This window comes from Nonomuraea recticatena (genome assembly GCF_039533245.1).
Classification (GTDB): Bacteria; Actinomycetota; Actinomycetes; order Streptosporangiales; family Streptosporangiaceae; genus Nonomuraea; species Nonomuraea roseola.
The window spans coordinates 21,069-42,287 of sequence record NZ_BAAATE010000049.1; the positions used below are offsets into that span (position 1 = coordinate 21,069).

General features: G+C 66.2%; 16 protein-coding genes, 1 tRNA gene and 2 pseudogenes. 8 read left to right on the forward strand and 11 right to left on the reverse strand.

All coding sequences use genetic code 11. The features are described from left to right. Window positions 1–2 precede the first annotated feature (2 nt). A pseudogene (locus tag ABFX50_RS46415) lies at window positions 3–1,751 on the reverse strand (protein kinase domain-containing protein); the annotation flags it as partial. On the opposite strand from ABFX50_RS46415, the gene ABFX50_RS46420 reads away from it, so the two are divergent. The 3 genes from ABFX50_RS46420 to ABFX50_RS46430 all read left to right on the forward strand — a co-directional run bounded on the left by ABFX50_RS46420 (window position 1,666) and on the right by ABFX50_RS46430 (window position 4,725). Beyond that, window positions 1,666–2,094 carry a helix-turn-helix domain-containing protein gene (locus ABFX50_RS46420; RefSeq protein WP_346156650.1) on the forward strand — a complete coding sequence of 143 codons (429 nt, stop codon included), beginning with the start codon at window positions 1,666–1,668 and terminating at the stop codon, window positions 2,092–2,094. The pseudogene ABFX50_RS46415 and the gene ABFX50_RS46420 sit on opposite strands and share 86 nt — an antisense overlap. Window positions 2,095–2,163: 69 nt before the next feature. Next, window positions 2,164–2,745, forward strand: a complete 582-nt coding sequence (locus tag ABFX50_RS46425; RefSeq protein WP_346156653.1) for a dihydrofolate reductase family protein — start codon at window positions 2,164–2,166, stop codon at window positions 2,743–2,745. 501 nt (window positions 2,746–3,246) lie between these two features. Further along, window positions 3,247–4,725 (forward strand): SMI1/KNR4 family protein, encoded by a 1,479-nt coding sequence (locus tag ABFX50_RS46430; protein WP_346156657.1) that lies wholly within the window; start codon window positions 3,247–3,249, stop codon window positions 4,723–4,725. Here ABFX50_RS46430 and ABFX50_RS46435 read toward each other — a convergent pair. Beyond that, window positions 4,717–4,980: a DUF2283 domain-containing protein gene (locus ABFX50_RS46435; RefSeq protein WP_346156659.1), complete on the reverse strand. Its 264-nt coding sequence runs from the start codon at window positions 4,978–4,980 to the stop codon at window positions 4,717–4,719. The two genes, ABFX50_RS46430 and ABFX50_RS46435, sit on opposite strands and share 9 nt — an antisense overlap. A gap of 340 nt (window positions 4,981–5,320) precedes the next feature. On the opposite strand from ABFX50_RS46435, the gene ABFX50_RS46440 reads away from it, so the two are divergent. Further along, a complete protein-coding gene (locus ABFX50_RS46440; protein WP_346156662.1) occupies window positions 5,321–8,815 on the forward strand; it encodes a protein kinase domain-containing protein in 3,495 nt (1,164 codons plus the stop codon). Window positions 8,816–9,057: 242 nt separating this feature from the next. Here the strand turns inward: ABFX50_RS46440 and ABFX50_RS46445 are convergent, their stop codons facing one another. The 4 genes and pseudogenes from ABFX50_RS46445 to ABFX50_RS46460 all read right to left on the reverse strand — a co-directional run bounded on the left by ABFX50_RS46445 (window position 9,058) and on the right by ABFX50_RS46460 (window position 11,464). Further along, on the reverse strand, window positions 9,058–9,672 hold the full coding sequence (locus ABFX50_RS46445; RefSeq protein WP_346156665.1) for a DUF6461 domain-containing protein: 615 nt from the start codon (window positions 9,670–9,672) through the stop codon (window positions 9,058–9,060). 317 nt (window positions 9,673–9,989) lie between these two features. After that, window positions 9,990–10,244 (reverse strand): annotated as a pseudogene (locus ABFX50_RS46450) (WapI family immunity protein); the annotation flags it as partial. A gap of 54 nt (window positions 10,245–10,298) precedes the next feature. After that, on the reverse strand, window positions 10,299–11,171 hold the full coding sequence (locus ABFX50_RS46455) for an IS3 family transposase (RefSeq protein ID WP_346156670.1): 873 nt from the start codon (window positions 11,169–11,171) through the stop codon (window positions 10,299–10,301). Next, entirely contained in the window at window positions 11,168–11,464 is a 297-nt protein-coding gene (locus ABFX50_RS46460; protein WP_346156674.1) for a transposase, read from the reverse strand. Before ABFX50_RS46460 ends, ABFX50_RS46455 begins: the two co-directional genes overlap by 4 nt. 114 nt (window positions 11,465–11,578) lie before the next feature. Between ABFX50_RS46460 and ABFX50_RS46465 the strand changes: the two genes are divergently transcribed. Continuing rightward, window positions 11,579–14,356 (forward strand): DNRLRE domain-containing protein, encoded by a 2,778-nt coding sequence (locus tag ABFX50_RS46465; RefSeq protein WP_346156677.1) that lies wholly within the window; start codon window positions 11,579–11,581, stop codon window positions 14,354–14,356. A gap of 109 nt (window positions 14,357–14,465) precedes the next feature. After that, the gene (locus ABFX50_RS46470; RefSeq protein WP_346156679.1) at window positions 14,466–15,437 is read left to right on the forward strand and encodes an ankyrin repeat domain-containing protein; all 972 of its coding nucleotides are present in this window, start codon (window positions 14,466–14,468) and stop codon (window positions 15,435–15,437) included. Between the two features lie 58 nt (window positions 15,438–15,495). On the opposite strand, the gene ABFX50_RS46475 is transcribed toward ABFX50_RS46470, so the two are convergent. The 4 genes from ABFX50_RS46475 to ABFX50_RS46490 all read right to left on the reverse strand — a co-directional run bounded on the left by ABFX50_RS46475 (window position 15,496) and on the right by ABFX50_RS46490 (window position 16,396). Beyond that, window positions 15,496–15,672, reverse strand: a complete 177-nt coding sequence (locus tag ABFX50_RS46475) for a hypothetical protein (RefSeq protein WP_346156683.1) — start codon at window positions 15,670–15,672, stop codon at window positions 15,496–15,498. Between the two features lie 25 nt (window positions 15,673–15,697). Beyond that, on the reverse strand, window positions 15,698–15,835 hold the full coding sequence (locus tag ABFX50_RS46480) for an alpha/beta hydrolase-fold protein (RefSeq protein ID WP_346156686.1): 138 nt from the start codon (window positions 15,833–15,835) through the stop codon (window positions 15,698–15,700). 45 nt (window positions 15,836–15,880) lie between these two features. Then, the gene (locus tag ABFX50_RS46485; RefSeq protein WP_346156688.1) at window positions 15,881–16,237 is read right to left on the reverse strand and encodes a hypothetical protein; all 357 of its coding nucleotides are present in this window, start codon (window positions 16,235–16,237) and stop codon (window positions 15,881–15,883) included. Between the two features lie 95 nt (window positions 16,238–16,332). Continuing rightward, window positions 16,333–16,396: transfer RNA gene (locus tag ABFX50_RS46490), tRNA-Ser, on the reverse strand. A 185-nt stretch (window positions 16,397–16,581) separates the two neighbouring features. Here ABFX50_RS46490 and ABFX50_RS46495 point away from each other — a divergent pair. Then, window positions 16,582–17,301 (forward strand): HAD hydrolase-like protein, encoded by a 720-nt coding sequence (locus ABFX50_RS46495; RefSeq protein WP_346156691.1) that lies wholly within the window; start codon window positions 16,582–16,584, stop codon window positions 17,299–17,301. A gap of 324 nt (window positions 17,302–17,625) precedes the next feature. On the opposite strand, the gene ABFX50_RS46500 is transcribed toward ABFX50_RS46495, so the two are convergent. After that, on the reverse strand, window positions 17,626–18,477 hold the full coding sequence (locus tag ABFX50_RS46500; protein WP_346156693.1) for an HAD family hydrolase: 852 nt from the start codon (window positions 18,475–18,477) through the stop codon (window positions 17,626–17,628). An 887-nt stretch (window positions 18,478–19,364) separates the two neighbouring features. Between ABFX50_RS46500 and ABFX50_RS46505 the strand changes: the two genes are divergently transcribed. After that, the gene (locus tag ABFX50_RS46505) at window positions 19,365–20,972 is read left to right on the forward strand and encodes a hypothetical protein (RefSeq protein WP_346156696.1); all 1,608 of its coding nucleotides are present in this window, start codon (window positions 19,365–19,367) and stop codon (window positions 20,970–20,972) included. Window positions 20,973–21,219 lie beyond the last annotated feature (247 nt).

Here is a 21,219-nt window from a genome sequence, read left to right on the forward strand (position 1 = left end):
GTGATGCGGACCCGGCCGGCGGCGAGCACGGTGACCTGGCCGTCGGGGCTGACGGTGGCCACGCGAGGATCGGCGCTGTGAAAGTCGAAGGCGGCTTTCGACAGGCTGGCCGCGCGCCCGTTGGACAGACGGCCGGTCACCTTCAGTTGGAGAGTCTGACCAGGAGTCTGGGCTTTCGCGTCCGTTGTCACGAACACCTTGGTGAGGGTGGGCTTCTTGGACCTCGCCGAGGGTTCAGCCGAACTAGGCGAAGGGGTGACAGGCTCGTGCCCGGTGGCCACGGGCAGCGGGGAAGAGGTGGTGGCGAGCACCGCCTTCGCGGCGGGTCCGCCGGTCAGGTTGACCGCGGCCACGGTGGCGACCACCGCGGTGAGCGCCGCGGCCGTCGCGAGAATCCATCGGCGGGACTTGCGGCGTGCGCTCGTGGGCGCCGTCACGGCAGGCCCAGGGCGAAGGGGAGGGGCCGCTGCCGGTGCGGGGGGCGTGACGGCGGCGGGAAGTGGCGCCGGAATGGCGGTCGCCGGCTCGGTCACCGGGAGCCCGAGAGCCCGCTGCACCTTCTGCAGCTCCTCGACGAAGGCCCAGGCGTTCTGCGGCCGCGCGTCAGGCTCCTTGGACATCGCCCGCTCGACGAGGGCGCGCAGCGGAGCGGGGACGCCGGGCTCCGGCAGCGGGGGCAGCGGCTGCCTGAGCACCCTGAGCAGCAACGGGGCGACCCCGACATCGGCGGCGTCATAGTAGGCGGGACGCCCGGCCAGCAACTGGTAGAGAGTCGACCCGAGCGCGTAGACGTCGGAGACGACGTTCTGGGGTAAGCCGTTGAGCACCTCAGGAGCGGCGTGGTGCGGAGTGAAGATGAGCGTGTTGGACGACAGCTGCCCGACGTCCAGCATGCGTGCCACGCCGAAGTCGGCCAGCGCCGGCTCGCCGTACTTGGACACGAGGATGTTCTGCGGCTTGATGTCGCCGTGGAAGACGCCGGCATCGTGCACGGCCGCCAGGGCGGCGGCGACCTTCACGCCGATCCGCAGCACCTCGTTCGCTGGGAGCGCTCCCGCCGCGCGCAGCTGGGTGTGGAGACTCCCACCTTCGTGAAAGTCCATGACGATGTACGGCCGGCCGGTGGGGGTCGTGCCGGTGTCCAGCGCGGCCACGATGTTGGGGTGGCCGCTCAGCCGGCCCATGACCTCCAGTTCCCGCCGGAAGTTGCGCAGCGCCCGCTCGTCCAGGTCCGCCACCGAAAGAATCTTCACGGCGACCACGCGCCCGACCCGCTCGTGCAGGGCGCGGTAAACCACGGCGAAACCACCCTGGCCCACAGGTTCGATAAGCCGGTAACCGGGAATGTGGTCCCGAAGATCCCCCAGTGTCACCCGACAGATACTGGCATATCGGGAAATCTTTGTCAGGGATCCAGGGGCTCCAGGCGAGCCCGGCGATCGGCCGCAGACCATGCCCCTTCTTCCAATCGAAAGAGGGAAGGACCGCCTGCACCTGCGCCCACCGCTCCCAGCCAGGCAGCCCCGGAAGAGCGCCCGCAGTTCCGCGACCGACAGCGTGCGACGACCTGGCGGCCCACCCGCGCATCGGCGATGCTGTGACTGGGGCCGCCCCACCACCGCTGAGCTGCAAGACCGGCTGGCCACGGCGGCAGGACCGCACGAGATGCTGACGCTGCTCGAGGAGGAGCTGATGCGACGGCTCTGCGAAACCGCCGGCTTGGGGCTGGTCCGCCACACGAGCAGCGTCATCGCGGCGGCCACCGGAGCGGTGGCGATCGGCGACCTGAGCGTGGCGGCCGGCGTCAGCAGCACCCATCTGGCACAGCGGTTCAAGGAGCTCATCGGCGTCACGCCGAAGCGGCTCGCCCGCACCTACCGCTTCGCCGCCACCGTGCTCGCGATCGACCCCGCCGGACCGGTCGACTGGGCCGACCTCGCCGGTCGCGCCGGCTACTTCGACCAGGCCCACTTCGGCCACGAGTTCCGTACGTTCACGGGGCTTACACCGACCCGCTACCTCGACCGCCGGCGGCGGTTCCTGCGCGAACATCCCAGCCATGCGCTCGACGTCGGGCCGCTGCCAGCCGATTGAATTCTTACAAGAGCCGGCAACGCCCGACACGCCAGTATGGGCACTTCCCGAGCAGAGGAGAGAGAGCCCATGAGCAGGGTGGTCATGTACAGCACGGTGTCGGTGGACGGCTTCATCGCGGACGAGAACGATCAGGTCGGACCGCTGTTCGACTGGCTGTCCAGCGGCGACATCCCGTTGGACGAGACGGGGGAGGTGAAGGTGTCGCAGGCGTCCTACGACTACACCCGGCCGTACTGGGACCAGATCGGAGTGACGGTCGTCGGCCGCCACGTCTTCGACATGACGGACGGCTGGGGCGGCAAGCCACCGGGCGGGATCGCCCACGTGGTCGTCGTGTCGCACCGGCCGATGCCCGAGAGCTGGGACCCCGAGACGCCGTTCCATTTCGTCGACGGCGTCGAGGCCGCCATGGCGAAGGCGCAGAAGCTCGCGGGCGACCGAACGGTCGAGGTCGCCGCCGGCGACGTCGGCGGCCAGGTGCTGGCCGCAGGGCTCGTCGACGAGGTCGCCATGGACGTCACGCCCGTGGTGTTCGGGTCCGGCAAGCGCTACTTCGGGTCGGTTGCCGCACAACACCTGTTGGAGGATCCGCACGTGGTGATCCAGGGCAACCGGGTGCTCCACCTGCGCTATCGGGTCCGCCGATGAGCGATCTGAGCGGATACGAGCAGAAGCTCGCACTGCCGGCGGGCTGACGATCGCGACCAACCTCCCGATTCCGGCACCAATGGCCGCATATCACCCACCAGCTCACGCAGGTGAGCGGCTGGCTTCTCCACCGCGACCGGACCAAGACGGACACTCGACAGCGCTGTCGCTGCTCCGGCTCTGCGTAACGGCTCTCCGGCATCGACGGGGGCGAGCGGGACGCCCGTGCCGCCTTCTGTGCGCGCCAAGCCATGCCCGGTCCTCGCGGGCGGGGTTCGAACGAGGCCACCTCGGATGTCAGTGCGCCGTGGTAATGGTGACCACGGCAGGAACGCAACTGCTCTGCGCGAGCGACTGGGGATTCGTATGGCAAGCAACCAGAACGTTGAGACAGCGGGGCTGCTCCAGCGGATGGCCCTCAGTATGTCCAAGGGGGCGCCCCAGGGCTATCGACGGGCTTGTTTAAGCGCCCATGTCGACCGATATGGGGTGAGCGCCGCAGTGACGAACGTGCTGGCCAGCGGTAGAGCACGTCCCGGTCCCCAGGATTTCCGCAAGCAGCTGAGCAAGCTGTATGACCTTGACAAGACCGGCGCCGACGAGCTGGGTGTCGAGCTCGCCGTAGATCCCACCGGCCGGTTCGAAGCGGTCATCAGCCGGGCGCTGATCAGCCAGCCGGGCACGGTGCCTGGAACGGACCGCTGTCTCTACGTTCTCAGGCCTGATGTCCTTCCCCCCGACGCGGGCGCTGACCAGCCGGGGCCATCGAATGCGACGTGGTCGGGGGATCCTGAGGAGGCGGTACGGCTTCTGGGCAGGTATCTCAAGAAGCGGGCGGAGATCTTCGAATTGCCGGAAGGCGACCTCGAATGGATGCCTGCTCCGCTGGAGGCAGCGGAGATTGACGCTCTGGAGCAGGCCCTCGGCTTCGGTCTCCCCGGCGATCTGCGCGCGCTCTACGCCGTGGCGGACGGCGACGGCGGCGACGATGGCGCGCGGCTCATGGATCGTCACCTGTGGTTCGACCTCGAGCGTTTGGTGGCGAGGTATCACTCCGACCCTTGGTGGGTGGCGGGTAGTTCATGGCGCAATCACCACCTCCATGCGGTGCGCCATGACGCCATCCCCTACGGCATCGTACGGCGCTCCACTCGTCGCCCCGGCTGGATCCCGTTCGCGGAGACCACGGGCGGCGACTTCCTTGCCGTTGACCTGGATCCAGCCGAGGGCGGACGTCCGGGACAGGTGATCAGGGTCGGCCGCAACTACGACGACGGCCCCGTCTATGTCGCCGACTCCATGACCACACTGCTGCGTCTGCAGTTGGAGGCGCTGGAGCGTGGCGAGTATGAGTGTGACGTCGAGAACGGCGAGCTGTGGATCAAAACAGCGAGCTTGCCAGACCGACGTCCCAGCGCGCTGCGCCACTCGAGTGTCCAGGAAGCGGCGGCATCCCTTGATGACGTCCAGGAACTGGTTGCGACCGGAGAGACAGATCTAGAGCCACTACGCGCAGCGAGACGGCTATTGCGTGTACGGCTGTCCGACGCTGCATCTGTCGGGTTGGCGGCGCTATGTGGTGTGCCGCTGGAGAGCCTCGAACTCGATCTCGGCTCAGTGGACTTGGCACCCTTGGCGGAGCACCCGACGTTGCGCACGGTAACGGTCAAGACAGCCGCTCCCCTGTCTCTCGCTCCGCTCCGGAGCTGTCCGCAGCTGTACGGGCTGGATCTGTCGCATGCTTCGGTGCGCGATATCGAGGTGCTCGCCGAGATGAAGGGTCTGTTGTATCTGTCGCTGAGATACGAGCAGTGGTTGGAGTTGTGGGAGTGCACCGACTCTCTGCCCTCACTGGTGGTGCCCGTGCTGGCCGGCACCACAACGCCCGGGAAGCTGGCGGAGTGGGCAGCTCGCTTCGGGGACGGCAGCGAGAGCCACGACGTGCAGTACTACAGCGGGCAGTTAATGGCCTCAGAGTGATCCCGGCGCCCGGGGCAGGAAACGCTGTTCTTCTGGCCACGCGGCGAGGATCTCGATACCGATCACCCGGCCGCTCTCGTCCAGATCGAAGTTGACCATCGGGCTGTCCACCGTGACCGTACTCGGCGTTGACTTCGCACGCGTGACAGGCGTTCGAGGTGTTCCTGCGATCTCCAGTCGCAGAATCCGAAGCTGATCATGACTCTCCCGGCCCGAGCCGTCCTCGCCAACATTTCGGCTCTTCGTGTGCTGCAAGGACCACCTGCAAGCACTGCCAACTCAGAGCAACAGAATCATGGCTCAGTCCAGCCGGTCCGGACGTCGGTTGTCGAGGACGCGGCGAGCTGTCACGAACCGCTCGTGAAATGCCTCGGCGACTCGCGCCGGTAGCGCTGACGAAGGACGCGGTCGAGATCTCCGGCCATGTTGACGAAGTCGTTCAGTGATCTGCGGTCGATGTCGCCTTGGTCGCGAGCTCCGCGATGGTGAGCCGCTGGGTCATCGGACCTTCCGCGGTTTCCTGGCTACGCCGACAAGACGGGACAAGGCGGTCAGATGTGACAACTTTGGGCGAAGACTCTTCGTCTAACGCGCCGTGGACGCATTGAGCGCGGGGGATCCGCAGCACATCGGGGATTACTGGCTGGCTGGACGCCTCGGCTCGGGCGGACAGGGAGTCGTGTACGAGGCCTACGACCCCGAAGGACACAGGGTCGCCATCAAGGTGCTGCACGCGTCGGACGACGGCGGCAGCCGTGACCGCTTCGCCAAGGAGGCGACTGCGGCCGGCCGGGTGGCCTCGTTCTGCACGGCCAGGGTGCTCGCCACCGACCTGGAGGGAAGCAAGCCGTACATCGTCTCGGAGTACGTGGCGGGGCCGAGCTTGCGCAAGGCCGTGAACGAGGGCCGCAGGTTCACCGAGGACGACCTCCACCGGCTGGCGACGGCGATCGCCACCGCGTTGACCGCGATCCACGACGCGGGCGTCATCCACCGCGACCTGAAGCCGGACAACGTGCTGCTCGGCCCGGACGGCCCGCGCGTGATCGACTTCGGCATCGCCCGTACCCTGGACATGTCACTGACGAGGACGGGCGAAATCTCGGGCACGCCCAGCTACATGGCGCCCGAGGTGTTCATCGGGCAGCGCGCGGGCGCGCCCGCCGACGTGTTCGCGTGGGGTGCCGTCGTTGTGTTCGCCGCCACGGGGCAGGATCCGTTCAAGGCGGACCACCTGGGCGCCGTGATGCACCAGGTGCTGTCCTCCGCACCGGATCTGCGGGCATTGCCGCCGCGGCTGGCCCGGCTGGTGGCGGCCGCGATGGCGAAGGATCCCGCCGCCAGGCCCGCGGCACGCGACCTGCTGCTCGCGCTGGTCAGCGGCACCGCCGCTGACATCAGGGGCCTGCTGGCCGCGGGCAGCCGCTCGGCGCAGGGCGTCCACGGGTCCGACCAGGGTGATCCGGCGCTCGGCACGATCGCAGAGGACGCCTACGCTGCACTCGCGCCAGAGGAGCGCGACCTGGCCGCCGAGGTGTTCCTGCGGATGGTGACCGTGGACGAGGACGGGTACGAGAGCGGGCGATGGGCCTCGCGCGAGGAGCTCTACGGCGGGCGCCCAGTGCGCGAGGCGGCGGCGGTCGAGCGGATCCTGCGGGCGTTCTCGTACGTGGTGACCACGAAGGACACCTCGGTCGCCCTGTCCAGGCCCGCGCTGCTGAGGGCCTGGCCGCGGCTGCGCATGTGGGTGGACGCCAACCGCGATGGCCTGGCCGTACTGAGCCAGATCTCCGCGGCGGCACGGCGCTGGTCCGACAACGGCAGGCGGGACGGCGACCTGCTCCAGGGCAGCCGCCTGGAGCAGGCGCTCAGCTGGGCGGCGACCGGTCGCCGTCACGTGACGCTCACCCCCGCCGAGCGGAACTTCCTGCGGGCAGGCACAGAGCTGACCAGGAAGCGGACCCGCCGCAGAACGCTGACCACGATCGCGCTGGCCGGGCTGCTGGTTGTGGCCATGGTCGCCGGAGGGCTGGCCGTCTATCAACAGCGGCAGGCCACCGAACAGCGCGACATCCTCACCGCCAAGCAGGTGGCGACGGAGGCCGACCGCATGCGCACGACCGACCCGGTCAAGGCGATGCTGCTGAGCGTGGCCGCCTGGCGGGTCTCACCGCAGTTGGAGGCCCGATCCAGTCTCATCGCCTCCCTGCAGCAGCAGGAGACGGTGGTCTTCCGCGATCCCCTGGTCAAGGGCCTTGCCCACCGCGCCCTCAGTTCTGACGGCCGCACACTTGTCAGCGTCAGCGAGGCCGGCGTGAACGTCTACGACGTCCGCACCGGCAAGCGCACCGGTGGCTGGGCCGGGCTGAGGCTGAAGGACGGGACTCCTCAGGAGCCGGCGCTCAACAAGAGCGGCCGCCTGCTCGCCCTGACGATCGGTTCAGAGCTCGGAGTCTGGGACCTAACCTCGGGAAGGCAACTGGTGCGGCGCTCCCTGTCCGAACGCGGCGGGTACAGCGCGATCTGGGGTGAGCACGAGTCGATCCTCACCGTGATGTACCAGGGCGACATCGCCTACCTGTTGAACGTGGCGACCGGCAAGCAGTTCGGCAAGAGTCTCTACACGGACGGCGGCACGGCGCCGTGGCAGGCTCCGCTCGTCGATCCGACAGGCAAACACCTGCTGCTGACGGGTGGGCGCTTCGACGAGCTGGCCCTGCCGGGCTGGACCCAGGAGCGGCGCCTAGCGCCCTGCCGCATTCACGCGGACGTGGCGGCTTTCACTCCGGACGGCAAAACCATCGCCTGCGCGGCCGCCACGATCGCGCTCGTCGACGCGGCGACCGGTCGTGAGCACAAACTGGGCGACGACGACTGGGCCTGCGACATCTGCACGAAACCCGGGGCCCAGCTGCGCTTCAGCCAGGACGGCGACTACCTGGCCGCCTTCGCTGCACGCGAGCTGCGCGTGTGGAAGGTCGCCGACCGGAAGCAGATCCTCACCTACCGGGCCGAGGACGAGCTGACCGACCTTCGGTTCGACCCCGACGGCAGGACCCTGCGATACCTCTACGACAACATGGTCATCAGCCTCGACCTGTCGCCGAGAGCCGGCGTCACCCATGTCAGGAAGGGAGTGGCGAAGCTCAGCCCCGGAGGACGGTGGGTGGCGATGGAGGATCCGGATCACAACCGCCTCGGGCTCTGGGACCTGCGCGGCCGCAAGGAGGTGGCGACGTTCCCGCTCCGCGAATTCGGGGCATGGGGATTCGACCGAACCGGCACACGCATGCTCATCGCCGACTTCACGAGCGTGCGGCTGATCGACCTCGCGACACGCAAGAAGCTCTGGCAGATCTCCACGCCCCACACGAACACGAACAACCCCGAACGTGTCGACTTCAGCCAGGACGGCAAGACGATCGCGCTCACGCTCCAGCCATCCTCCCAGGAGGGCAGCTTCCGGCTACTCGAGGTGGACACCGCCCGTGGGCGCGTCCTGCGCACGTTCAGCTCGCAGATCGGCGGCGGTCCGTACACGCCGGACGGGCGCCTCGCCTCGACTTTCGGAAGGTTCATCGACCTCACCACCGGCAAGCCGGTCGACGCGGCCTTCGACGTCGTACGCGGTGCCTCGGCAGTGGCCGTCAGCGGCCAGGGGCGGCTGGCGTTCAGCGCCGGTCCGGCCGGCCGCGTCGCGATGTGGACGGTCCAGGGGCCGGCCCAGATCCCACCGGTCCTGCGCGGGACGACGGGTGAGATCACGGAACTGGCCTTCTCCACGAAGGGCGATCTGCTCGCCAGCGTGACCATGGAAGGAATCCTCCAGATCTGGGACGTCAACGCCATGCGGCGGCTCGGCGGCGCGTTCAACCTGCACGGCTCCCAGATCACCTCGCTCGCCTTCAGCTCGGACGACTCCACCCTCTACGCCGCCGACTGGGGTTCCGTCTACAAGATCCCGATCGGTGCCGAACGGATCGTCCAGGACGTGTGCCGCCGTGCCGGGCACACGCTCTCACCGGCCGACTGGGCCACCTTCCTCAAGGACGTGCCCTACCGCGACATCTGCCCGACCAGGCAGCCATAGTGAGCTGGTCTTGAATGCAAGGGTCACCATGAGGCGCATCCTGTTCGATTTCCTGCGTGTGGCGATGCGCATCCTCCGTCACTCTCAACTCACAGTGAGATCCCTAGAACCGCAAGGCCCACGACAAGCCCACCAGAGCCTCGAAGGCTGACATCGCTGAAGGAGCTGGGCCTCGCATGACCATGAGGGGTCCTGCTTCATGTCTGCTCAGTGACGCGGTGGCCGAACAGCAGCGACTCAATTCATCCCGTCAGAAAGGACGGCGCTTCGCCAACCCACTCCTCGTTCAGCCTCACTCCTGTGGCGAGCTCGATAGCCGTCAGAGCGGCAGCCCGCCAGCTTTCCCCCCTCTCCCAATCGAAAGAGGGAAGGACCGCCTGCACCTGCGGCCACCGCTCCCAACCAGGCAGCCCCACCGCCTCTTCGGTGAACATGGCGTCGAAGGAGAGCACCATCTCGCCATCGACGGCAAAGCCGACGGAATTGGTGGCGTTGGCGTTCCAGTACGCGCTGTAGGCTCGCCCACCCATACTCAGGCGGGATAGCACCGGTGGATATACGCCCTGAAACCCGTTGTTCTCGAAAAGCGCGACATGCCGATCAGAACGATCGACGAGCATCGCCCAGGGCGCGTCATCCGACAGGTGCATGAACACCTCCTCATGCTCGAAGGTGTCCGTCTCGTAGACCTCGTAGTGCCCCGTCTCACCGACCCGTTCACCGATCTCCGCGAGACTTAACGCAGACCCACCGTGGGGCACGAGCACCGTCCAGCAGATGGCCACTCCCATCCAGCTGTCATCGAGCAACTGCCTGTAGTGCAGGTATGCCTCACGCGCCACCTGATCATCAACCACGCTTGACCTCCATCTACCCAGGGTCAGAGGGGAAGATCATCGCTGGCGAGACCGACAGGAGTCAGAGAGGTTGCTGTACGAAGCCGCTGTACGGAGATCACAAAGGCCCTCCCGAATCACCCGGGAGGGCCTTTGAGCTGCAGAGCCGACGTGGGGAATCGAACCCCGAACCTTCTGTTTACAAGGTCCCAAACGGCCTCCAGGATCATTCAGAGCCGTTCGCCCTGCTGCTCGCCGGGACTCCGGCCGTTCCGATCCGTCGGCTCAGGTCATGATCGTCTGTTCGGGTGGCTCTCAAGGTGGCTCCCGGGAGGCACTCATCGGCGTCCCAGGACGGGGAATCGCTCCTCCACCGCAACGAGCGCGTCCACAAGCGGCGGGAGGTCTGTTTGATCCAAGCCCTCGACCACGAAGTGAAGGGTGTTCCGCATCCCCGGATCATCGGCCACGATCCCGGAGACCGACAGCGAGCCTGTGGGATGACATTCGACGGTGAGCTCTATCCAATGTTCGATGGAGGAAAGGGTGGCGCTCCCCCCGACCTGTGCGTAGAGGCGCTCCAAAGCCACTCGGAAGTCGCGGAGTTTGAGCTTGTTCCGCTTTGACGGACACCGTTGGTGTGGCGGTCAAGCCGCAATGGCAGCCTCGTAGGCGGCCGGACTACGGTAGCCGAGGCTGCTGTGGAGCCGGTGCAGGTTGTACCAGCTCTCGATGAACTCAAAGATCGCGCTGCGGGCGGCAGCCCGGCTCGGCCAGGCACGCCCGGCCAGCAGCTCACCCTTCAACGTCGCGAAGAACGACTCGGCCAGAGCGTTGTCCCAGCACTGACCTGTGCGACCGACCGACAGACGGACGCCCAGCCGCTCGGCCAGCTGGGCGTAGCCGGCGCTGGTGTACTGGCAGCCACGATCGGAGTGGAAGATCACCGACCTGTTGGGCCGGCGGCGCGACCACGCCATCTGCAGCGCCTCGACCACCAGCTCAGTGCGCAGGTGGTCGGCGGTGGCCCAGCCGACCACCCGGCGTGAAGCGATGTCGATCACGGTGGCCAGATACAACCAGCCTTCATCGGTCGGGATGTAGGTGATGTCGCCGCACCAGCGGGTATCGACCGCGGCCGCGTCCGGCTCGAAGTCCCGGCCGATCAGATCGGGCCGGGCTGCGGCACCGGGATCGGCGATCGTGGTCACCAGGCGGCGGCGCCGATGACGGCCGCGCAGCCCGGCCTCGCGCATCAACCGGGCCACCCGCCGTCGCCCGCACCGCTCGCCCTCGCCCCGCAAGACCGCGTGAATGCGAGGGGCGCCGTAGGTGCCATGCGAGTGGCGGTGCACTTGACTAATGCGCTCGCCCAGTTCCCTGTCGCGCGCCGCGCGAGGACGGGGCACGGCCTGGCGGCGCGCGTAGAAGGCGGCACGGGAGACTCCTAGCAGCTCACACGCCCGTTTGACGTTGTGGCCGCCCTGCTTCTCCGCCTCGATGAACGGGTGAACGCTCACCGGGTCTCCTTCACGAAGAAAGCCGTCGCTCGCTTGAGGACGTCGACGTCCTCACGCAGCCGGCGGTTCTCCCGCCGCAGCGCCGCCAGCTCCTCTCGCTCGCTGCTGGTCAGCCCGTCCCGTCGGCCGGTATCGACCTCGGCCTGGCGGACCCAGCCACGCACCGCGGTCTCGGTCAGATCGAAATCCTTGGCCACCTGACCGATCGAGCGATCACCGCGCTGGCACAGCTCGACGATCTCGGCCTTGAACTCCGGCGTGAACGAGCGGCGAGGACGCTTCTTCTTCCCCATGCTCTCCATGATGGACATCCTTCCGGGGACGAACCCCTGATCTCAGATGTCCGTCAAACCGGATCAAGCCCAACCGCCGAAGCGAGCAAAGCCAAAGACACCGCGGGCAACATCATGGCCACCCCGCATGTCTGGTCCTTCACGACGGTACAGGCGCCATCGGCTCCGAAGACGATCACGTTGCCGGTGCAGACCGACACCTGGCTCGATGATCAAGGGACGGTCGGCCCTAATGGCCCCACTGTGTGGGCGGGTGCGTACGGCAGTAGCGCTCCGAGGGCCATCGAGCGGACCTACCTGAAGTTCGACACCTCGGCGCTGGCGGGTAAGACGATCACCGAGGCCAAGCTGGAGCTGTGGAATTCGGCTTCCTTCGGTTGTGGCGCCGCCGACTCGGGTCTCAAGGCGCAGCAGGTCACCGGGGCGTGGAGTGCCGAAACCCTGAGTTGGCGCAATCAGCCGCAGACCACCACCAACGGCGAGGCGCTCGCCAAGGACCCCGGCGGATGCATCGGCGATTCGCCGCCGAGCGATGTCGCGTGGACGTGGCCGGTAACCGACATCGTGCGGCGCTGGGCATCGGGCCAGGACAACCACGGCCTGATGGTGCGCGGGGTTGACGAATCCACCAGCGCCCCCCAGTACGACCGCGGCTTCCACGCGTCGGAAACCGAGGAGGCCGAGGCCCATCCGCCGACGTTGAAGGTGACCTACACCGACAACGCCGGTCCCAGCCCGACTCCCACGACACCTCCCCCCGGTTCGGACACGACACCGCCGACGATCCTCGCGGTGGAACCGGCCGACGGAGCCGAGAACGTGCCGGCCGACGCCACGGTGAAGGTCACCTTCAGCGAGCCGGTGACCAACGTGAACTTCGGCCTGACCGACATCGACGACGAGGAGGTTCCCGGCAGCGTCACGATGAGCGCCCGTAACACGGTGTTGACGTTCACGCCGGACGAACCGCTGGACTTCTACTACTGGGCTGAGATCACCGCGGCCTCGGACACCGCGGGCAACGCCATCGAGGAGCCCTACGGGTGGACTTTCCTGGCCGGCTCGGCCGAACCGCGGCAACTACGTGCTACGGCCAAGGCCCTGTTGTCCATCGACAGGTTGTGGACCCGCTCCTCGAAGGCTGAGGAGGCCGTCGTACCGACCACGGCTCCGGAGCTCATGGTCAAGGTGTCCGGCCGGTTGACGCGGCACTCCACCGTGGAAGTCGAGGTCGAGCACGACCCCGGCGCCCGGTCGCAGGGCAAGGGCAGAATCTGGTCCGGAAGCGCAGAGATCGCCGCTGGATCTGTGGGAATCGCTCGGGTGCCCGGCGGAAAGCTGAAGGACGGGTGGCAGGTGCGATGGCGTGCCCGCGCCACATCGGCCGCCGCGGTGTCCTCGTGGACGGAATGGCAGTCGGTCAAGATCGATCTCGGTGACTCCGGCCAGGCAAGCACTCCGAATAAGGCGGAGGCCACCGCCGTACAGAACGCCGATTTCGACTATGAGCACATGAGCCTTGAAATGTGCTCGGAGGGCCGCCGGAACGCGCCGCAGCCGAATGCCAGCTTCGGCTGGCAGAAGTCCTCCCGCTACAACGCCTGCTGGAGCAAGCTCATCGGCGTCGGCGACTACATCAAGAAGGGAGAGTACGTCCGGCCGCAGGTGGAGGACGGCTATCTCGTGGAGGCCACGACCGTCTACCACACCTACCTGGGGACCGCCGACGGCGCGGGGGTGATCGGCGGAACGGGCCTGACTCCGCAGACGATCTCGATGTGGACCCGGCTGGGCAACATCGTGGCGTACCTCGACGGCAAGGAGATCCCGGCCGACAAACTCGACGAGTACCGGATCGGCCTGGTGATCAGCTCGAAGGGCGAAAGCGGCTCCACGTGTAACCTCACTCCCGCCGTCCTCAGCCAGATGAAGGCCAAGGGCTGGCAGGAGCACGCGGACGGCATCTACACGTTCCGGGACAGCATCGCCAAGTTCAAGGCCAGCGGTGACACCTTCTTCCGCTTCTACTCCGACCCCGACAGCGACCGTGTCAGCACCTGCACGCTTCGTCCCCGGCTGTACAACACCCTGGACGAGTGGGACTCGGACGGCGAGGTCGACGAAACCTGGGACAAGCAGGCGATCCCGCTGTGGAACACCGGCTGCTTCGACGACAAGGGCTTGGACGTGGGCAAGGTCATCGGAACCACACGCGTCTGCGGTGGCCCCAGCCACGCGTACGCCCCGACCACCCGTTGTGACGAACTCACCCTCGGGCAGGAGGACGAGGACCCCCCGAGCACGGTGAGAGCGGCGGCGAACAACACCTATGGCGTGCACACCGGCGCCTGCATCTTCACCGTCACCCCCGTCTTCACGATGTCGAAGAGCGCGGCGACAGCGGCCGGGAAACCCATGGACGCGGTCATCGACCATATCGCCGACGCCCTGAAGACACCAGACAACAAGAACACCTGGCCCTACAAACTGGTGAACAACGTGCGCCAGGTCAAGACCATCCCGGGCAACGCCGACGTCCCGGGATCCAATCCACTGACCCGTCTCCTGGGCAAGAAGAACGCGGATGAGAATCGGAAGAAGTTCAACTGGGAAAGGCAGGTGAACGGCCATCTGACGAAGGGCGAATGCGACCTGTACTACTGGGAGCTGAACCCGAGCCTGAAGTGGGTACAGCACTACACCCAGGCCGGTCTGCAGTGCGATGAGTTCCCCTTCGCCAGCACGTACCAGGGAAAAGTGGGGAACGACTACTCCGTCAGACCCATCAATGGCCTGCAGAACAGGAACCATGGATGGACCTGGCTCAGAACCTTCTACTCGAGAAATAGACTCGCCGACAAGGACCCCTTCTTGGTGAGAACCAGAAGCTGAACCCGACCTCGGCCCTCTGTCACTCGGCAGAGGGCCGAGGCGGTTCGGCGGCCCGTTCTGATACGGAATAATCGTCCCCGTCCATGACATGCCAATCCGAGGGAGCGTCATGACCGAGCCTCTACCGGCGGGATGGTCAGGAATCGATGGGCATGGATGGGCTGACCTAGCGGCGATCCGCGCCAGGCTGGAAGCGGGCGCCGACCCCGACTCGGGCGTCTACGCCTTCGGCGGTTACGAGGGAAGGCCCCTGCACTTCGCGGCCGAATGGGGGACTCCTGAGACGGTGGCCGAGCTGGCCCGTCGCGTCGACGACGTCGATGCCGAGTTCGACGACCGGACCGCCCTGTGGACGGCGGTGTTCGCCCATCGCCTGGACAACGCCCGCACCCTGGTCGCCGCCGGTGCGGACCCCTGGCGGCCCATGATGGCCGGATGGTCTCCTGGACGGCTCGCCCTCGCCGGTCCGACCCCGGACCTGTTCCCGATCCCCGCCGGGCACCCCGGCCTGACCCCCGACGAGGCCGCGACGGCCGCGGAGGCGCACCGGCTGATCGCCGCGCTGGCCGACATCGACGACTACATGGGTGTGGCCTGCGTGGCGGATCTCACCACGACTGAGGCTGCGCGGCGTCTGGAAGCCGGGCCGGTGGACGACACCACTATGGAGCCGGTCCTGGAAGATCCTTGGGCCGATCCCGACGCCCATCTGGGAATCGTCGGAATCACCGACGTCCCCGGTGGATGCGTCGTCACCCAACCCTGGGGGTACATCCCCTCCACTCCCGAAGTGACCTTGCCGTTGTCCGAGGGAACGGTCTGCTACAGCCTGTTCGCCAACCCCAAGAGCGGCGACCAAGGACTTGTCAGCCGCGATGGAGTGATCGAGGACTCCGACACACTTCCCGGCGGCGGCGACGCGGGCGGACACCTGACGGCCGACGAGATTCTGGCCGAATACCTCTATCAGGGCGAGGCCGTGGCATATGTGTGCGCCAAGGCAGGGCTGCGACTGCTCGACGCCCGGGCCATCATCGGCCCGCCGGATCTGTGGGTGCGCCTGCCGGAGCGAGACCGCTGAAGCCGGATGGTCAGGCCCCGGGCCCACGGGCGAACCGGGCTGGTGGCGACCCAGGTGATCACGGGCCGAACGCCCACGACACCATCACCGGGAACTCCTCCCGCCAGAACGCACCGCCGTGCGACCCGACCCGCTCCGTCATGACAACGTCCACACCCGCATCGCGCAGCGCGACCGCCCACCGGGCCGCGTTCTCCAGAAAAAACGGCTCCAGCGTCCCAGCGACGAGGTACACGCACGGAACCGTACGAGGCATCACGTCAGGTGGCCGGAACCCCCGCGCCCGGTGAGGCGCAGAAGACCGCACCGTAGATGTCAGGATGCCCAAGCGCCATCGCGAGCGCCAGTTCTCCACCCGCCGAGACGCCGAACACCGCGGTGCGTTCGGCGGGGAGCATGACAATAGAGGGGTTCCCAAACAGGCACTTCAGCCTGGAGCGCCTTCACCATTCTTCGAGCTCGGCCGCATCCGGGTACAGCTGGCTGACCCTCCAAGCAACGTCCGGCCTCGTCGTCCACACATCCCACGAACCGCTGTCGAAGGCGCGAAGGCGAACATCCGACGCCGACGAACTAACCCCGCGTCCTATCGCTTCTCCGTCTATAAGCTGAACACGAGCGTCGAACAGGCGGAGGACCTCAGCGGAATTCAGCCACGCATCCGCAGAAACCTCGACCGAGGGATTCGACCAGTCAATGATCATCCGCCACTCATATCCCGCAACAAGAGGGCTCAGAGTGGCGAGCAGCTCCCCGAGCCCCGGGTAATGGCCGTCACGCCATGCGACGAACGAGAGCATCCGCGTCTCTATCATCAGACCCCGTAGCTGTATTCCACTGCTGTACAAGATCGAAAAGGCCTCTTCCCGATCAAGGAAGAGGCCTTTTACATGCGAGCCGACGAGGGGAATCGAACCCCTGACCTTCTGTTTACAAGGGACTTCGAGGTCGTCCACGGCCGTCTATGGCTCTCTTGGTCCCCAGGTAACGCCCTACTTCGGAGGACCAGCCGTCCACAACCATCCAAGATCGTCCAGGACGGCTGTTAGCACCGGCGTTAGCAAGATCGGCCGTGATCCCTTCAACGCTACTCTGGGCGAACGTCTTTCCGAGTGACACGTTTGTCGCACCCTGAGGAGTCCAGTTGACGCCCAAGACACCACGGCCCCATGTCGCCCGTGTCTTGGAGCAGACCCGTGCTGCCCTCTTCGCCTTCGACGACGCATTGTGCGACCTCTTCCACAGCGTGCACGGCGCAGCAATCGCCCGCGAGATTCACGATCGACTCTTCGCCGCAGGACACCGGATGTCACTCTTCGTCGCCATCGAGCAGAACCCGATCAGCATGATGTGGTACGCCCGACAAGTCGCCCCGGACATCGGCGCCGAAGCTACCGAACTCCTGCGAAAGATCGAGATTACGGCGGCCACGACGGCCGTGCCCGTACCAGACGTACAAGAAGCGATTCATGCCTGCCACGCCAGCGGCCGAAGCATCGCGGTAGTCGACGACATCTCCTCCGACGCCATGGAAACCTACCTCGACCTGCACGGCCTACGGCACCTCGTAGGAGCAGTCATCGGCCGTGAGCATCTCTTCACGCTGCCCGAACACCTCCAGACGGGCGAAAACCTCCTACAGCAGGCTGTGCAAGCTCTCAACGCCGAACCTTCCGACGCCGCTCTGGTCACCCTGACCCCACACCGAATCTTCAGGGCCAAGAATGCCGGCCTCCGCTCCCTCGGAGTCGTCAACAAGCGTGGTACGCGTAAGCACCTCAGTGGGCCTCCCGACGCAGTGGCCGTCTCCTCCATGGCTCATCTCGCCTCAGGCTTCGCAAGCGTCCCTGTCCTGAGCACCTAATTGCGAGTCAAGCGGAGGGCCGTGGTCGAGAGCCAGCGCTGCTGTTCAACCGTGTGACGCTGTACGGGACGATCAGGCTGTGTGAAGCGGCGTTGCTGTACTTCCCTGCTGTACAGCAGACCACAGCAACCCGCGTGACCGGTGGCAAGCCGACCCGGAGCACAGGGCCGCCAGGCCCGAGCACCGGAAGCGGCGCGGCAGCCCGACCGTCCGCTTTTCAGGCGGAACAATCACCCTGCTCCCCTGTCGAAGACCGTGGTCAGAGGGTGGTAGACGGCTGCCCTAGGGTGCCCTTGGTGGCCGATGTTGCTGTCACTACTGCTGTCATCGCGGGCCGCCACCCTCGTTGCTCGCCTGCAAGATCTCGACAGCCTGGAGTACGTCCGTGACCACGTGATCGGCTTGGTGGTCGACGCGGGGCCAGGTCCCCCGGTCGATCCAGATTGTTCGGAGGCCGGCCCCTCGTCCACCGGCTATGTCTGCGATGAGGTTGTCGCCGATCATCCATCCGCCCTCGGCGAGAGTCGCGCCACAACGCGTGGCCGCTATATCGAATAGACCAACCTCGGGTTTACGGATACCTTCGGTTCCCGACAACGCGTAGGCGTCGACCGCTTCGGACAACCCTGTCTGTTGGATCTTTCCGAGTTGGTTGTCCGCGGTCCCGTTGGTCACGATCGCCACTCGCCACCCGGACACCCGCAGCTGGGCCAGGCCGTCCAGCACTTCGGGCCGACGGTGCACGAGGTACGGCATTCGCCGCCGGTAGCGCCCCCATAGCTCCTCGGCGGAGTCAGGCAGGGCGAAGCGCTCACGAACCTTGGCGAAGAACACCTCTCGGTGTGGATAGCCAGCCCTATCAAGCTCGATCAGCCAGTCAACCGCTTCGAGTCCCAGACGGTGCTCATCGGCGAACTCCTCAACCCACCCCCGGAACGCCGCGTCAAAGTCTACGAGGGTGTTGTCCAGATCAAAGAGCGCGAGTCGTTGCACGAGGACAACGTAGCCAGTCCCCGTGGAGCCGATCGGCAGACGGTCTACGGATAATCCGGTGGCAACATGCTTCGCGGACCAGAGATTGGGGATCTCGGTCGGCGAGCGCGCCGATTCGCGGAACCTTTGGGCTGCGAAGCCTTCATGGCCGCCGCTACTGAGGTAGGTCAGCAGGCTATTCAACCGTGTAGCCATTGTATTAATGGAGCGACTGTCGGTAGGTCGTGGTTTAGTTCGGAAGTGACTTCGAACGAGACCCTGTCCTACGCCTCGGTCAGTATCACCCCTCGTCCGCCGCGAGTCATCATCGTGGTCGAAGGTGGCAAGCATTGGAGCTACTGGGTGCGCCGCGCGCTCTATCGTGCGGACAAGGTCTGGGGCGGTGCTGGCTTCGCGGTTGTCCCGCACCAGAAGGGGCAGGTGAACGCGGTGCTTCTACGGGCGTGCGAGGCATACGACCCCGACTTCGTCGTGACGTACAGCCCAACGGTCGCGGATATGGAGCACTTCCGTCCCGGTCTCATCTCCTTTAGCGGAGATGACGGCCAGCCTCTCGAAGGAGTCGATCGCGAGCGATTGCTCGCCATGGTGCATGCTGACGATGTGCCGAGCGCGGAGGACGAGGCTGCCCGGAAGCAGGTCGTCGCCGCCTGTTCACCCTACCGGTCCCGACTCGCAGGTGATGAGTGGCATGAGCACGTCATGTCACTGCGCGAGGAGTCGAGCGGTCACTTCGCGAACGTCCTCGACATACCGGGTACATGGCAGGCATCTGTCCTTGCCTGCCCGACAGACTGGGGTGGCGTACTCGGTGCCGCGGTGGCCTCTTATGCCGGGGTTGCCGCCCCACCGTCGCGCGACGCGGAAGAACCCGAAATTGATGAGGATGCCCGGAAAACGCTAACGTCCTGGCTCTTAGGCCAGCCGGACGGCTTGGTGCCCAACGAGCTGGTGTGGCATCCGGGCCCGGCTTTCGGGGTGGACAGACGAACAACGCCGACCGCGCATGAGCGCACCAAGGCGCATCTGGTCGAAATCGTCACTGGCCTCGATTTCCACCGTGCGGGCTCTTGGTGGTGGGCGACAGCGCCGAGGATTTCGCGCTGTCGCGCCTTTGGCAACTCACATACGGCAACACCTACTGGCTCCCGTCGATGCTGGGGGCGGACGAGGAGCCCGTTCCGTGGTCCATCGGATATGGCGTGACGAGGATCGCGCGGGACCTCGCCCAGCGCGCCAATCGCCTCGTGATTACGTCAATGTCGAGGCCGAAAGATGATCTCAAGCTTTGGCGTGAACGGCTTCTGACGGCGTACCCGATGAGGAGCCCGCAGAACGATGATGTCATCCCCGTCATCCTGGGCACGGAGCTGCCGTGGCGGCAGGGGGCGACAGTGGGCTTGGCCGTGCAGGATCAGTGGGACAGTCAGGTCACCGTACCGATATCCGTGGCGGAGGACGGCACGAGCCGCATGGCCGCCCCTTTGCCAGCACCGGTAATGGTTAACGGGGAACTGGCCGCGCACGCGGATCTGGAATGGCAGGTCGACGTTCATTGGCAGCCGGGCCACACCGTGCGCCGACGTGGGCTGGACAGCCGGGAACTCTTCGCCGACCAGCCACCGCTCATGCTGACATGGGCACGCAGCAGTCGCTACGGCGTGACATATGGGTCACGACGGTATGACCTCGTCCGGGGAGGGGCCCGACCGGAGAACGCCCTCGCACGTGTCGCACTCCGACACCTCAGCCTCGCCGCCTGGGTCCGAGCAAAAGCGGCCGAGCACGACCTCTCCGCGTTGCCAAGCGAGGCCGGACGGCGCGCCTCACTACTGGCTAGCATGCTTGGCGGGCGTCGGCGATATATCGATCTCTTCGGTGGCCCGTTACTGCCGGCTCTCCGCGCCATGCTGGCGACTAGCGCCAAGACCAAGGAGGCGTACCCCAATGGGGACGGTGTCTCGCTCTCGTCGACCGAGGGTGTACTGACGTTCGCCGGCATCTACGCGCGAGTGGCTGATATGAAATTGGCCGACGTCCGCGAGCTTGCCGATGCCGCACTCCGCGCCGGAGTGCTGCGCCGGGGAATGGTACTCAGGTGCGCGGCCTGTGAGCAGAAGCAGTTCCAGACGGTCGAGAAACTCAGCCAGCGCTGGAGCTGTGTCCGCTGCAATGCGCTAAACGACCTTGATCGACACGCATGGAAGCTTCCCGCAGACGAACCGACGTGGTACTACGACCTGCACCCAGTGGGCCGCCATATGTTGAGCGAACACGGCGAGGTACCCGCCCTGCTGTCGGCGTACCTGCGGAAGCAGCGCAAGGGACAGCGTGGAATGTTCGACGACCTGGAGGAGGTCGCGATTCTGCGGGGGAACCAACCACAAGTTGAGGTGGACCTGGTGGCGTACACCGACGATGTTCTGACCGTGGCAGAGTGCAAGACGCCAGGCGAGTTAACCGGCAAGAAGGGCAGGCAGGAGGTCCTCAAGAAGTGCCGTGCGGCCGCTTGGCTACGCGCCGACCGATTGCTGTTTGCCACCACAGCAGAGGAATGGACACAGGCCACTCGCGTCATGGTCGAAAACGCAGTAGCCAGCTTCAGTGAGTGGGGCCCTCTCGGCTCACCTCAGGTCGAGTTCGTCGCGCGCCTTGGCAGGGCGGACACCGAAACCTAAAGGTACGAAGCACGGACCGGAACTGTCGTCAACGCAGCCATGGCCGCCCAACCATGTGCGGCGGGTCCAGTCGTGGACGGTGGATGACCCCCGTGTCCTACCTCGGTTGATGCTTGACGCTTCGGCCCCGCCTGAAGCTTTACATGATCACGTGCATGGCTACCGACCCGCTCTGCGCGGACTGGCCATCATGTCGCCCGCGACACTTCCGCTCATGCCGATGACAGTGCAGTGCCGACCGTCAGAA